At 46.0% G+C, this 15155-nt stretch carries 11 protein-coding genes; 6 read left to right on the top strand and 5 right to left on the bottom strand.

The genetic code is table 11. The features are described 5' to 3' along the window. Positions 1-268 precede the first annotated feature (268 nt). From ACQEXR_RS09330 to ACQEXR_RS09350, 5 genes are all read left to right on the top strand, one after another. Positions 269-784, top strand: coding sequence for a hypothetical protein (locus tag ACQEXR_RS09330; protein ID WP_427020183.1), 516 nt, complete (start codon positions 269-271; stop codon positions 782-784). Between the two features lie 4 nt (positions 785-788). After that, complete coding sequence (locus ACQEXR_RS09335) at positions 789-2909, top strand: ATP-binding protein (protein WP_427020184.1); 2121 nt, start codon at positions 789-791, stop codon at positions 2907-2909. Between the two features lie 401 nt (positions 2910-3310). Next, entirely contained in the window at positions 3311-4297 is a 987-nt protein-coding gene (locus ACQEXR_RS09340) for a cytochrome-c peroxidase (RefSeq protein WP_427020185.1), read from the top strand. A 267-nt stretch (positions 4298-4564) separates the two neighbouring features. Beyond that, complete coding sequence (locus ACQEXR_RS09345; RefSeq protein WP_427020186.1) at positions 4565-6100, top strand: methyl-accepting chemotaxis protein; 1536 nt, start codon at positions 4565-4567, stop codon at positions 6098-6100. A 22-nt stretch (positions 6101-6122) separates the two neighbouring features. Then, positions 6123-6851 (top strand): transporter substrate-binding domain-containing protein, encoded by a 729-nt coding sequence (locus ACQEXR_RS09350; RefSeq protein ID WP_426951715.1) that lies wholly within the window; start codon positions 6123-6125, stop codon positions 6849-6851. Positions 6852-6962: 111 nt separating this feature from the next. Here ACQEXR_RS09350 and guaD read toward each other — a convergent pair whose 3' ends face one another. The 5 genes from guaD to ACQEXR_RS09375 all read right to left on the bottom strand — a co-directional run bounded on the left by guaD (position 6963) and on the right by ACQEXR_RS09375 (position 14154). Beyond that, the gene (gene guaD / locus ACQEXR_RS09355; protein ID WP_426951713.1) at positions 6963-8300 is read right to left on the bottom strand and encodes a guanine deaminase; all 1338 of its coding nucleotides are present in this window, start codon (positions 8298-8300) and stop codon (positions 6963-6965) included. Positions 8301-8340: 40 nt separating this feature from the next. Further along, positions 8341-9192 carry a xanthine dehydrogenase accessory protein XdhC gene (gene xdhC, locus ACQEXR_RS09360; RefSeq protein WP_427020187.1) on the bottom strand — a complete coding sequence of 284 codons (852 nt, stop codon included), beginning with the start codon at positions 9190-9192 and terminating at the stop codon, positions 8341-8343. Between the two features lie 86 nt (positions 9193-9278). Further along, complete coding sequence (gene xdhB / locus ACQEXR_RS09365) at positions 9279-11669, bottom strand: xanthine dehydrogenase molybdopterin binding subunit (RefSeq protein ID WP_426951710.1); 2391 nt, start codon at positions 11667-11669, stop codon at positions 9279-9281. Next, positions 11662-13050 carry a xanthine dehydrogenase small subunit gene (gene xdhA, locus ACQEXR_RS09370; protein WP_426951819.1) on the bottom strand — a complete coding sequence of 463 codons (1389 nt, stop codon included), beginning with the start codon at positions 13048-13050 and terminating at the stop codon, positions 11662-11664. Before xdhA ends, xdhB begins: the two co-directional genes overlap by 8 nt. A gap of 372 nt (positions 13051-13422) precedes the next feature. Continuing rightward, positions 13423-14154, bottom strand: coding sequence for a GntR family transcriptional regulator (locus ACQEXR_RS09375; protein WP_427020188.1), 732 nt, complete (start codon positions 14152-14154; stop codon positions 13423-13425). A 199-nt stretch (positions 14155-14353) separates the two neighbouring features. Here ACQEXR_RS09375 and ACQEXR_RS09380 point away from each other — a divergent pair, with 199 nt between their 5' ends. Further along, positions 14354-14881 (top strand): AAA family ATPase, encoded by a 528-nt coding sequence (locus tag ACQEXR_RS09380; protein ID WP_427020189.1) that lies wholly within the window; start codon positions 14354-14356, stop codon positions 14879-14881. Positions 14882-15155: the final 274 nt, after the last annotated feature.

Consider the following 15155-nt stretch of genomic DNA (forward strand, 5'->3'; position numbering starts at 1 on the left):
CCGAATACATTAGCGCAAACCAACTCCGTTATTACTAAATTGTAGTTGCAATAACGGGGCGGACCATACATTTTTATAGGTCGTTGGTAGAAGTCGCAGGCCGCAATGTCTGCACTCCTAACGATAAGTTATCGGTTTCATAACGTTATATATTGGCATCAACAATGTCGAAGTGAGTTTCATTAATGGCAGAAATCCTTGTCTATACTGAAATTAATTGAAGTTTTGCTCATGGCTATAAAAAGTTAGTTCTGGAGGAAATGAATTGATGTCAGCAGCACTTTTCCGTGGTGTCAGATACACCACTTTACTGAGTTTAGCTCTTAGCCTCATTAATCTCGCTTATGCGCTTCCTGCCCCTAAATCAGAGCCAGTTCTTTGGGTTTCGGGCAATATCACCCAATCTAACTCTAATCAGGGTGTCGTGTTTGATGAAGAAATGCTCCTCGCGCTAGAGCAAGGATCTATCATGACCAATAACCATGTTGTCGAACAAATCGTCGAGTATACCGGCCCTAAGCTTGTCTCAGTGCTTGATTATGTCGGTGCTGAGGGAGAAACGTTGAAGGTAGTTGCTTGGGACGATTACGTGGTGACGATGCCGATCGCCGATGCCGAAAAGTACGGTTTGTTGCTTGCCACTCACGAAGCCGGAAAGAGGATGACAATCGACGACAAAGGCCCCTTCTTTATTGTGTATCCATTTTCAGAGAATCCTGAACTGAGAAACGACTACTACTATAGTTTGTCGGTTTGGCAGGTAAAGGAACTGGTCATTGAGTAAAGATATGGATAAACCACTCCTCACGCAGGGGCGCTTATTTGTCATTGTTACATCAGTGCTATGTGCGGTACTGATTGTAATGGTGGTTTACTTTTTTCATTCTATGAGCGAGTTTCAGCGAATTCCGCCGCAGCCGTACGTGACAATCGTGAACAATAACATCTCCGCTAAAGGTAAGTTATTGATGCTCAAGCTGGAAATTATTGAGTTTTCACGTGACCGCTCGGAACGGTCTTTGGCGAGAATGAAGATGAAGGCGCGCGTCTATCGCTCCAGTATATTACAAGATTTGCATGCGGAGAGAACCGTTCAGATTCACCAACAGTTTGGTGACGTAAAGAAGTTAGCATCGATTCGTGCCAGATTAGATGCGCTAGGCAACAATCTAGATCAGATGACGTTGGATGAGAGTGAGCTGAAGATGAAAACCGTGTTGACTCAGTTAAATAGCCTCTACTCGCAACTCAATGTTTATATGTCATCGTTCGTCTCTGAAGTGCAAAAAAATCAGATGATGTTTGTACAACAGAAACAGCAGTTCTACAGCCAGCAATACACCTATCTCGCGGTCATTTCTGCTTGTTTGGCAATGATGGTTGGTGTGATTTCATGGATGTATCTCAATCAAATTAAACTGAGTCGAGACTTAAAAGAGCGCACGGATAAAATGGAAGAGGCTAAGAAGCTTGCCGAGCAAAGCGCGACGGCTAAAGCGCGATTTCTTGCCAATATGTCCCATGAGATGCGAACACCACTCAATGCGGTTATCGGCTTGAGCCACAAAGAATATTACCTCAACACAGACGAGCAGACGCGCAGTTTTGTGGCCATGATTAATGACTCTGGGAAACACCTACTAAAGCTCATCAATAGCGTGCTGGATTTGAGTAAGATCGAGCAGGGCAAGATGAAGCTTGACCGAGACGTTTTTTACTGTAGTGAACTCATCAAATTATCCAAGACCATTTTTGTTGATACCAACAAACCCGATGTTGAGATTATGTTTTGCTCACCGATGGAGAAGGACTACAAGATTGTTGGTGACAAAACGAAGTTACTGCAAATCATCAATAATCTTAGCTATAACGCCCTCAAGTTTACTGATAGCGGATATGTCGATGTATCGTTATCGGTTGAGACCCTAGACCAACAACGCTATCTAAAGTTATCGGTGATTGATACTGGTATTGGAATGTCGCAACAACAACTTAATAAGGTGTTTGAGGAGTTTGTTCAGGCAGATGACTCAATCACGAGGAAGTACGGTGGTACGGGATTGGGGTTATCCATATGTCAGTCACTTATCAACATGATGAAGGGTACATTAGAGGTGCAAAGTGAGCTTGGGCAAGGAACACAGTTCAACGTATCCATCCCCGTTGTAGTAGAAGGAGAAAAGACGATTCTCTGTCCACAGATTCGCAATCAGCGCATACGAGTTGTCGCGCAAGATATCCGTGTACAAAGGTTAATTTCGTCAGAGCTGAACCAACTTGGATTGTTTGACGACAACGGAGAGCTGACCGTTCACTACCTCAGTGGCGCTCAGGGATTCAGTGGCAACGATGAGATTGCGGAGGGGAAGCCGTGCATAGTGATTGGCGATCTTCATGCTGCTGTCCCTGATTCGGAGTGGGTGACAAAGCTGACCAAACCCTACGATATTTTTAGTTTAATTAACGCAGTTTGTAGCAGAAATACAGGGCAGGAAAAGAGCACGAACATTGATGTTGCGCCGAATAGTACAGGGCTCTCTGCTCTGATTGTTGAGGACATGAGAGTCAATCAGATCGTTGCACAAAAGATGCTAAATACCCTACAGGTCGAGACGACTACCGCAGGCAATGGACAAGAGTGTTTAGATATTCTCAAACAGCACCATTTTGATATTGTTTTTATGGACATCCAAATGCCGGTGATGGATGGCATAGAGGCTCTGAAAACCATCCGCAGGGAAAACTTAGCTCCAGGAACGGCGATCGTCGCCTTAACCGCCAACAACTCAGATAGAGATGCGTTGCACTACATTGAACAGGGTTTCAACGATGTTGTTCCTAAACCTGTGAGAATGGATTTAATGCAGCGAGTGCTAAATAAATATATCACAGCCAAACCCGCCCAATAAAACTCGAGTCATATCTCCAAAATGGTGAAATACAATTTGTAGTTGCACTACTATGCAGCGAGCATTGAAAATACGCGTTTAACCATAAGAGCTGTCGTAATGGCTAAGTCACTAAACAAGCGAGGTCTTCCACGGTTTCCCTGTTTGATTTGCATCAACAAAGGCGTCGATTACATTTTTTATAAAAATGTAAACAAATAGTAAATCGACGCGCGCGATGCAAGATTGCGCAAGATTTGTGCAGGTTGCGCGCTTTTAACATCGATTTTTGTCATAAAAACCATCGTTTTTTTGCGTTATCACCGCAAAATCGTTTGCTTTAAGTTACTTGCCAAAGCGCATCGGTCAAGAAATGCGCAACTCTAGTGAGATTGGAATAACTCTCAAGAAAGGAAGTAACGATGAAAAAAATCATTGCAGTGAGTCTCTTATCCGTCGTGTCATTTGTGACCTTGGCAGAACGACAGGCGCAAGAACCGATCAAAGTGATTGATCCGGTTGTAGGGTTGGATGCGAAGAAAGTTGAATTGGGAAAAACCTTATGGTTTGAGCCTCGACTATCAGCCTCTAACACGATTTCGTGTAACTCATGCCATAACGTGGCCAAGGGTGGGGTGGATAACCTACCAAGCTCCATTGGACATAAATGGGCGATTGGGCCGATCAATTCACCCACGGTATTTAACTCGGATCTCAATTTTGTGCAGTTCTGGAATGGTCGCGCCAAAGATCTTCAAGAGCAGGCAGCAGGGCCGATTGAGAATCCGCTAGAGATGGCATTTACCCATCAGTTGGCGATCGACACCTTGAAATCGATTCCTCAGTACCGCACTTGGTTCAAACAAGCGTATGGGGTGGAAGAGTTCAGCTTAGAGCAAGTTACGGACGCCATCGCGACCTTTGAGAAAACGCTTCGTACCCCCAATGCACCGTTTGACTTGTGGTTAAGAGGCGAAGACAGCGCGCTCACCACGGCCCAAGTGGAAGGTTACGAGCTGTTCAAAGCGAAGGGGTGTACGGCGTGTCATAGCGGCCCCTTAGCCGGAGGGCAGATGTACCAAAAAATGGGGTTAGTGAAGCGTTTTGAAACCGCCAACACAGATGTAGGACGCAAAGCAATTACTGGCAAAGAGTTCGATGAGTTTGTCTTTAAGGTGCCGACATTGCGTAATATTGAGCTTACCTATCCCTACTTCCACGACGGCTCAGTGTGGGATCTTCAAGAAGCGGTAGAAGTGATGGCAGACGTTCAGTTGGGGCAAAAGCTGACTAACGATGAGTCTGGCAAAATCACCGAGTTTCTTAAATCGTTGACGGGTGAGCTGCCGCAAATCGTCTTGCCGCATTTACCACCGTCTACGATTGAAACGGCGCGGCCACAAATCTAACCGATCTTCAAAGCCTCTTTTAAAGATAACTCCGATCAGTTACAAACACGCCTAACATGACTAATTGTTAGGCGATCACCATCGTTTCGGGCATACCTAGTCCTGTGAGCTTGTTTAGCGCCTTTATCATGGCATAAGCGCCTATGACTTTGAGTCGGCCCGAACCTTATTTTATGAGATTTTAATCTCATTAATGACTTTGTTTGATTATTGATTAATCAATTACTACTTTTTAATTATCTGTTTCATTCATCCAAGGGATCAGTTTTGAAAAGATTAAAAGTCGTATTCCTAGTTCAGGTGATCATCGCTCTGACCCTTGTGTTGCTCGTGTCAGCATTTATCAAATATCAGAGTTTCAAAGTTAACTTGCATCAAGAACTGGAACATTCAGTGGAAAACACGACCCAACGAATGAAGATCAGTTTGCCCAAATCGGTATGGGATTTCGATCTGGAATCGGCCAAGGTATCCATATCCGCAGAGCTCAATTTGCCAGAGATAGCAGCGATTCAGTTAGCAGACAATGAAGGCAAGGATCTGCTGTTCCTCACTCAGCAAGGGAATGGTGAACAGCGGCAAACCGTCGACGTAGTGAATAAAGCCCAATTTCTCGCTGAAAACAGCCTTAGAGCCAGTCTGATATTTGTCGAATATGGTGAGGAGCACTCAGTGGGTGAAGTGGTGGTCTACTTTGATACTGGCGCTTTAGATGCCAAGTTGGCTAGTTCGCTGAATACCAGCATTATTGAGCTTATCGTGCTCGATATCATCATCTCAATTGTTATTGTCTCTGTGTTAGCGATGACGGTAATCAGGCCTATCTCTCAGTTGACTGAGGTGATAAAAGACTTAGCGTCGGGTGATGGAGACCTGACTAATAAACTCGCGCCTGCTAAGTATCGTGAGTTTGCTGACATTACTGAAGGCATCAACAGTTTTACTGAGTCGCTGCGACAGATTGTGCAAGATGTGAATCGTTCATCGGAAGCGCTCGGTGAGAAAGCGCAGGCCAATGGTGCGACGGCGCATACCAATGCAGAAAAACTGGAAGCACAAAGGCACCAGTTGACGACCGTCGCCGCCGCTGCGACCGAGCTAAATCAATCGGTTTCGACGGTCGCCGATACCGCGTCTGAAACCGCAGAGCAGGCTCATACCGCAACCTCGTTAACGACTATTGTCAGCGATGCGATTGAAAACTCCGCAAGAGACATCATCAATATGCGTGAAGAGATGGATCATGTTAACGAGGAAATGCATGTCCTGATTGATGAGGGCCAAAAAATCACGACTTCATTGAAAGTTATCAATGATATTTCCGAGCAGACTAACCTGTTGGCACTCAATGCGGCGATTGAGGCTGCCAGAGCAGGGGAGCAGGGGCGAGGGTTTGCGGTGGTTGCGGATGAAGTCCGAAATCTAGCGGTAAAAACCAGCCAATCCACAGAGCAGATCCATAAAAACATTGTTGCGCTAGATGCGGCAACCAAATCAGTAGAGGACGAACTTACCCGAATTGCAACCTTGCTGGAAACGACCGCTTCAAGAGTCAGCGAGTCTCAAAGCTCGGTCAGTGAGGTGCAGATGCTTATTACTATTATTTCCGACCGAAGTGGCCAGATTTCACAGGCGACCGATGAACAAAGAATGGCGGTTGAGGAGATCAGCAGAGCGATTGTTGAAGCTTCTGAAGCGACTAACGAGGTGTCATCTGGTGCGACTAAGAATGCAAAACGAACGGAAGAAGTATTGAGTCTTAGCCAAAGTATTGCCAACCACATGGCTAAATTCCGTACTTAACCTACCAATCAGAGGGAATGTTATGAGGAATCTTCTATTACTAACAGTGGGTGCACTTTTGTCTGCGGCTGTGCAAGCGGCAACCATTACTGCCGCACAAGATCCATGGGCACCATTTGTTCAGACAGATAAGGCGAATCCGGGGGTATCGGTAGAGATTATTACCGAAGCCTTTAAAACGCAGGGACATATGGTGGACTTCAAAATCATGCCTTGGACTCGGGCATTGAACGAGGTCAAAGATGGAAAAGTGGATGTGCTGGTCGCGACTTGGTTCACGAGTGAACGAACCTCTTTCCTCAACTACAGCGACCCTTATCTCGAAAATTCACTCAAGTTCATCAAGCGTAAGGGCGATGGATTTGAATACAATGGCATGGACAGTTTGACGGGTAAAACAGTGGGGATTATCCGCAATTATGGCTATGGAGATGAGTTTTTGGGGGCGACGAACTTCAACAAACCAGAAGCGAATGATTTAGTGGCGAATGCTAAAAAGCTGATGGCTAAACGGATTGATTTGACACTAGAGGATGAGTTAGTTGCCAAGTCAACTCTATCGGGCGCAGGAATGAATGTGGCTGATTTTGAATTTACCGCGAATGCTTTGTCTGTCAATCCATTGCATGTTACCGCTGGATTGGCGAATCCAAATAATGGGCAATATATCGAGGCATTTAATAAGGGTTTAGCTGAGATAAAGGCCAACGGTACATTCGATAAAATACTCGCAAAATACGGTATCCAATAGCAGTGGAGAAAAGGGCCGAATGTCTGGTCAGTCGGCCCAGTGTGATAGCACTTCATTGCTCAATAGTGACTACCACAGGAAGGAACTTGTTTTGATTTGCAGGGCTAGCGGTTAGCTAGCTCTCTTCTTTACTTCAATTTGTCCTTTGGCATCGTAGGCTTTCTCACCATAGATGAAGGTTTCACAGACGGTGCGATCATCGCCGAGACTCATTAAGACGAACAGTTTTTCTTCAAGCGTAGTGGCTTGATTCATGCGAAAACGCATTAACTGAGTTGCGTGGAGATCCAGCACTACGAAATCCGCTTCTTTGCCGATTTCGAGGTTGCCTATCTTATCTTCAAGGTGAAGAGATCGCGCCCCGCCTAGTGTGGCAAGGAATAACGATTTTAACGGGTGCAGCTTTTCTTGTTGCAGTTGCATGATTTTATAGGCTTCGCTCATCGTTTGAAGAATCGAGAAGCTGGTACCCGCACCGACATCTGTCCCCATCCCAACTCTAACGCCATGCTCTTCTAACTTAGGTAGTTTGAATAGACCTGAACCTAAGAACAAGTTAGAGGTAGGACAAAACGCAATCGCGGACTCGGTATCGGCCAGTCGTTGACATTCACAGTCTGACAGGTGGATACCGTGAGCGAACACTGAGCGCTTATGCAGTAATCCATAGTGGTCATACACATCGAGGTAAGAATCACGCTCAGGAAACAGTTCCATTACCCACTCAATCTCTTTCTTATTCTCAGACAGATGAGTGTGCATATAAACGTCAGGATACTCTTCTAGCAGTTTACCGACGGTCGCCAATTGCTCAGGGGTACTGGTTGGTGCAAAGCGTGGTGTAACGGCATAGAGTAGTCGTCCACGGTTATGCCATTTCTCGATCAGTTCTTTGGACGCTTGGTAGCCAGATTGTGGAGTATCCGTCAGATAATCGGGCGCATTTCTGTCCATCAGTACCTTACCCGCAATCATGCGTAAGTTACGTCTTTCTGCTTCTTCGAAAAAGACATCGATAGACTCTTTGTGGACTGTTCCGAACACTAATGCAGTCGTGGTTCCGTTACTCGCCAGCTCATCGAAGAACAGTTTGGCCACTTTATGGGCGTAGACCGGGTTTTTAAATCGACGCTCTTCAGGAAAGGTGTAGTTTTCCAGCCAATCGAGTAGCTGTTCGCCGTAAGAGGCAATCATGCCAGTTTGTGGGTAGTGAATATGAGTATCGATAAAGCCTGAAGTGATGAGCTTATCTTCATACTCAGTTATGTTTATGTCGTTAGGTTGACGAATGAGAACGTCTTCGGTTGCACCGATATCTATGATGTGACCATTCTCGACCACGATCATACCGTCATCAAAGAATTGGTAAGAGTTATCCAGTCCGACATCTTTCGGATCAGCGATGCTGTGCAAAATAGCTGCACGATAGGCGTTGCGTTGCGTTGTCATTTTTACTTCCTTTTAAACCCGATTAGAACCGCAATCTGGGTTAGGCGATTTTCTCTTCCATTACAGAATCGCTCATTGGTATATCTTTAATGTGGCTGTTTGGGCGCTTTTGTTCAAGTGGAATCCCTTGATAGTGTGCAATTAGCTCACCAGCGACCGAGACGGCGATTTCTGCGGGGTGTTTCCCTGAAATCATGCTGACTCCGATAGGGCAAATCATGGTATTGATTTGCTTTTCACTGTATCCACGTTGGGCTAAACGCATATCAAACTTTTTACGTTTAGTCAGCGAACCAATCATGCCAAAGTAAAGGCTGTCATCACGATCGATAATGGCTCGTGCTAGATCGAAATCAAGCTGGTGGTTGTGAGTCATCACTAGGTAGTAGCTGTTCGGTGGCATATCCGCTACCTCAGCGACCGGATCGTCAGTGACTAACTTTGTGATGCCACGAGGCAATTCCTCTGGGAATACCTCTTCTCGTTCATCAATCCAAGTGACACGAAATGGAAGAGTTGAGACGATATGTAAAAGGGCTTTGGCAACATGACCTGCACCGAATACGACTAGATGTTTTTGCGCGGTGCCAATGGGTTCAAAGCTCAGAGTTGCCATTCCGCCACAACACTGACCTAAGCGAGCCCCAAGGTTAAAACGTTCAACTTTCAGTGCACCTTCTCCCGAGATAAGCATTTCACGCGCCATCTTGGTCGCGACATGCTCGAGATGACCACCACCAATGGTGGCGATCAATCTGTCTCTGGTGACCAGCATTTTGGTGCCTGCATCCCTTGGCACAGAGCCACGGTCTTCCAATACAGTCACCATTACGCAAGGTTCGCTGTTTTTCTCTAGTTGTGCCAGTTCATGAATCCAATTGTCCTTAAACATACGTCTCTCCTTGAACGGTTGAGCTGACGCTCAAATCTTTTCTTCACTCCCATACTGCTGGCTTGGGAGTGACCTGTTAGCGTGTGTTAAGCCTTCTCAGCAGTCTGCAATGCAGATTGTGCTTGGGGCTGGGTGACTTTCTGAATCGCCATTAACACTCGCTCAGGTGTTGCGGGTGTATCAAGTTTTGCAATAGCACCTTCCACGGCGACATAAGAAATGGCGTCTTTCAGGGCGCTCCAAACAGACATGCCAAGCATGAATGGGGGTTCACCGACGGCCTTAGAGTTAAACACGGTATCTTCTGGATTGGCTCGGTTTTCCAGAAGGTGGGTATGGAACTCTATCGGCATATCCGCAATCGCTGGGATTTTGTAGCTTGCAGGACCATTGGTCATCAGACGCCCTTGCTCATTCCACACTAACTCTTCGGTTGTTAACCACCCAACACCTTGTAGGAATCCACCTTCAACTTGGCCGATATCAATCGCTGGGTTTAGCGAAGCCCCTACATCGTGAAGAATGTCGGCGCGAAGGATTTTGTATTCTCCCGTTAAGGTATCAACAATCACTTCGGAGCATGACGCACCGTAGGCGTAGTAGTAGAAAGGACGACCACGTGCTTTCTCATGATCGTAATAAATCTTAGGCGTGCGGTAGAAACCGGTACTTGAGAGTGACACCTGATTGAAGTAGGCCAACTGAACAAAGGATTCAAAGGTCATGATTTCATCACGAATCATGATCATGCCATTTTTGAAGATGACCTCTTCAGGTGAGACTTTAAAGTGACTTGACGCGAAGTCTATTAGTCGTTGTTTTATCGTCAGAGCGGCGTTCTGGGCTGCTTTACCGTTGAGGTCGGTGCCCGATGAGGCTGCGGTCGGCGATGTGTTCGGTACTTTGTCGGTATTGGTAGCGGTGATTTGGATACGTTCAACATCAACTTGGAACTCCTGTGCAACAATTTGTGCCACTTTGATATTTAGACCCTGTCCCATCTCAGTACCACCGTGGTTAAGATGAATACTGCCATCGGTGTAAATGTGAATGAGCGCACCAGCCTGATTTAGGAAAGTCGCAGTGAATGAAATACCAAATTTCACCGGAGTGATCGCAAGGCCTTTTTTTAAGATCGGGCTTTGCTTGTTAAACTCAGCAATGGCTTTACGACGCGCGTGATAGTCACTACTTTGTTCTAACTGTTCGGTGATCTCAGGCAAGAAGTTATCTTCAACCGTCTGGTAGTAGTGAGTGACATCACGTCCCTCGCCACCGTAGTAATTTGCTTTGCGGACTTCGAGCGGATCTTTGCCAAGGTAACGGGCAATTTCATCCATAATATGCTCGATGGTCATCATCCCTTGTGGGCCACCAAATCCTCGATAAGCTGTGTTTGAGGCGGTGTTGGTTTTACAACGGTGACCAGTCACTGTCGCATCACCCAGATAGTATGCGTTGTCTGAGTGGAACATGGCACGATCAACAATCGAACTCGATAGATCTGGCGAGTAGCCGCAGTTCCCTGCCACGATGATCTCAGCGCCCTGTATGACGCCATTGTCATCAAAACCGATTTTGTATTGGTTGTAAAACGGATGACGTTTGCCCGTCATTGTCATATCTTCTGCGCGTGGTAAGCGCATTTTGGTTGGGCGTTTAGTCAGGTGTGCAATAACGGCAGCCATACATGCTGGTGCAGCGGCCTGAGTCTCTTTACCACCAAAACCACCTCCCATACGGCGCATATCAATCACCACCTTATGCATCGGGACGCCAAGCACTTCAGCAACCAGCTTTTGCACTTCGGTAGGGTTTTGAGTCGAGGTATAAACGATCATGCCGCCATCTTCGGTGGGCATGACGCTACTGACTTGAGTCTCAAGGTAGAAGTGTTCCTGACCACCGATTTCAAGATCGCCTTCGATGATGTGTTTTGCTTTCGCAAGCGCCGCCGCAGAGTCGCCGCGTTTTTGTTGATGGCTTTCGGTAACGAAGAGTTCTTTTTCCAACGCTTCTTTTACATCCAGAACCGGTGGTAGCGCTTCGTACTCAACAATCGCAGCCATTGCTGCTTTGCGAGCCGTCTCCAAATCATTGGCAGCCACAGCAAGTACAGGTTGACCGTAGTACTGAACAAGACCATCAGCCAGTAGTGGGTCACCAGGAAGAATTGCACCGATATCGAGTTGCCCAGGAACATCCTCATGGGTGATGGCAATCGCGACACCTTCAAACTCATAACAAGGTGAAACATCAATATGAGTGATCTTAGCGTGAGCCTGCGTACTGAGTCGAGCGTAGACGTGCAATTGATTTGGAAACTCAAGACGATCATCAATATAGATGGCTTCGCCTGTCACTTGTTTTGGGGCGCTATCATGCTTTACGCTTTTACCAACGCCAGTCTTGAGATCCTGTTTTACGATGGCGACCATCTCCTCATGAGTCATGGTCTGATGATGTGCGTTAGACATAAGACGTTACCCTTGTTTCAATCTGGTTGTTATGAAGGTTTTGCTCTATGAAGAATCGGCGCAGCATGTTCGCGGCGGTAAGAGAGCGGTACTCTTTGCTTGCTCGGAAATCTGACAGAGGCTCGAAATCGTTATGGATCTCGCTCATGGCTTCATCAATGTTGGCCTGATTCCACTCTTTGCCAAGCAAAGTATTTTCACAGCGAGTCGCGCGTTTAGGTGTTGCGGCCATGCCACCAAAGGCAATTCGAGCACCAATGACCTTGTTATCTTCGATCTGGATATTGAACGCACCACAAACCGCAGAAATGTCATCGTCTAAACGTTTCGAAAGCTTGTAAGCTCTGAATGTCTCATTCGCTTTTGGCTTTGGAATAATAATTTGCTCAATGAATTCACTCTCTTGCTGAGCGGTTACCTTGTAGCTGATGAAGTACTCTTCAATCGGCATGATACGGCTCTGTTTACCACGACGTAGCTTGATTTGAGCGTTGAGCGCAATCAGTAGGGGAGGAGCGTCACCGATCGGTGAGGCGTTGCCAATGTTGCCGCCTAGCGTACCTTGGTTACGAACTTGAAGCGAAGCGAAACGGTGCAGCAGTTCACCAAAATCTGCGTAATGCGTGGTCAGCAGTTGGTATGCGTCGCTAATGGCAACATTGGCACCGATATGCAGCGCATCGTCGCTCTCTTCACATACCTTCATATCTTCCACTAGATTGAGGTTGATAAGTGTCTCAATCTCACGGTGGAACTGCGTCACTTCTAGGGCTAAGTCTGTGCCACCGGCAACCAGTTTGGCCTTCGGGTTGGCGCTATAGATATCTGCGAGTTCGTTGATGCTTCGAGGCAGATAGGCAGTGAGGTGGCCATGACTTAGGCTAGCAGGTTGTTCCGCAAGAGTTTGTAACCTAGCGACGGTGGTTTTTTCCAACTCAACAAATTGATCCATCAAAGGTTCGTTGGAAACTAAAGAAAGTGCCGCATCAACAATTGGGCGATAGCCAGTGCAGCGACATAGGTTTCCGGCAAGAGACTCCATAACGTCTTCTTTGTTCGCGGCTGGTTTGTTTTTGCTCAAAGCGAACATCGACATAATGAAACCAGGGGTACAGTAACCACATTGTGAACCGTGGAAATCGACCATCGCTTGCTGTGTTGGATGAAGCTTGTCTTTATTTTTTAGATCTTCAACAGTAATCAGTTGTTTACCGTGAAGGCTAGAGACGAACGTCAAACAAGAGTTAACAGAGCGGTATTGAAGCTTTCCTTCAACAACTTCACCAAGTACCACGGTGCAGGCGCCACAGTCTCCTGAACCACATCCTTCTTTTGTCCCTGTTTTTTGTACTTGTGTTCTCAGGTATTGGAGAACCGTCATATTGGGTGACAGTTCACTTTCTTGTCTGAGTTCTTGATTGAGTAGGAAAGTAATCAAGAGACCTCCTTGTGCATTGACACTAATGTTCCGATGTTTTTTCTGACCTTTGGGTCAATAATTGGTTAATTTGACTCCGAGGTCAACTTTAATTTTACAAAAACGCAACAAGAAGCGGCTTGTAATTTTACATGTCAGAGGGTGGTGTTGATCTTAAGTGATTGATAAATAATGGGTTGATAGTTATGTTTGCGTAAAAATTCTTAGCGTAAAGATTTTTAATATTGTATTTTTATTTGTATACAATCTTAAGGGGAGAGATAAAAAACCCAGCTTGATGCTAGGTTTGAGTCTTGGTTGGGGGAGTGTCAGAGACTATTTACGGTTCAATATATCCGAGAAGACAACATGCAGGTCATTAGAGGCAGTGCTACTGTCAAGATTGAGCCGAGACCGAATGTGGTTGATATGCTCCTGCATCAGAGACAAAGCCTGTGTGGCATCGCCCGCTTCTATAGCGTCAAGTAGGTTGGAATGTTCATCGAGCGAACAGTTGGCGTGATTACCAGTTTCGTACTGAGCAATGAGTAGAGAGGTCTGAGAAACTAAGCTCCTTTGGAATGCCAGCAAAGGCGTATTGTGGGCCATTTCAGCGAGTTTGATATGGAATTCTCCCGACAAACGCAACCCTTTACCGTAGTCACCGTTGGCAAATGCGTCGTTCTCTTTCTCTACTAAGCGGCGACACTCTTCAATTTTGGCTGGTGTGGCATGTTCAACCGCCAATTCGGTAATCGCCAGTTCCATCACCTCACGCGCTTTGATGATCTGTTTCGCCTCATCTTTTGTTGGTGCAGATACCATCGCACCTCGGTTAGGACGAATACTCACAACTTGTTCCATCGATAGACGCAGCAACGCTCGACGTATGATGGTGCGGCTGACACTAAAGATTTCAGCGAGTGCTTCTTCATTCAGCTTTGTTGCTGGAGGTAGACGCTGCTCTAGAATTGCATCAAAGATATGACAATAAACCACGTCATCCTGGGTTTGGCCGGCGACTTTTGTCTTGACGTTTTTCGCCACAGAATTTTTTAGATTTGCCATAAGCGGCGTTCACTCTCAAACCATTTATTTCGCTAATAAAACAATCATACTTCACTTTGTATACATGTGGCTAGTTACCCTTAGAAGGCTTTGTGAAGCGAGACGACTGAAATGTTAACAAATATTGGTTAGAAGTTTGAAAATGCACATTCTACATGTTTTACTGCGCGCATATTCAACAAGTTGGGCAAGTAATGTCATGAACAAGATCAATGTAGTCGGAACCAGTGGTAGCGGAAAATCAACATTTTCAGCCCAACTTGCTCGTCACCTTGAGTGCGCACATATCGAAATGGATCGACTGTTTTGGAAACCAAACTGGCAGGAGTCCAGTGACGAAGAGTTTTTCTCTCGCCTAGAAGATGAGCTGAAAGCGCCGAGCTGGGTACTGGACGGTAATTACAATCGAACTCGTGTCATTAAATGGCATAACGTTGATACTGTGGTATGGGTTGACTACTCATTGTCGAGAACCCTCTTTCATGCAGTGAGACGAGCTTTAAGCCGCTCAATTTCAGGCAAAGAGTTGTGGCCCAACACGGGCAATAGAGAAACGCTGAGAAAATCATTTTTCAGTAGAGATTCAATTTTATTGTGGACGATCAAAACCTATCATTCGAATCGTGCAAGGTACTTAGCAGATATGGACAATCCTCAATATCAACATATTCGCTTTGTTAGATTGACAAGTCCTGCGGAGGCGAGACGATTTCTATGCGATTTATAGGGACGTGTTATAAGGACAAAGCGCTACTGACAATTTAGCAAGGATTAATGCGATTTTAGATGGTGAGCAACAGATAAGCTTTAACAACTGGGTATTAAAACTGGCGCAAGTGAAGGAAATCAACGAGAGCAACTTTGCTCAAATGCGTCCGTTTGCGCCGCGCTCTGGCTGGAGTTGGAGGCAGAAGAGGGAGACAGTCGAACGGCAAATCGCGCGCTTAAATAAAAACAATGGCTACTATATCTAACCACATCGACCGCCGTAAGGCGGTCTT

The sequence above is a fragment of the Vibrio sp. TRT 2004 genome (assembly GCF_050113735.1).
Taxonomy (GTDB): Bacteria; Pseudomonadota; Gammaproteobacteria; order Enterobacterales; family Vibrionaceae; genus Vibrio.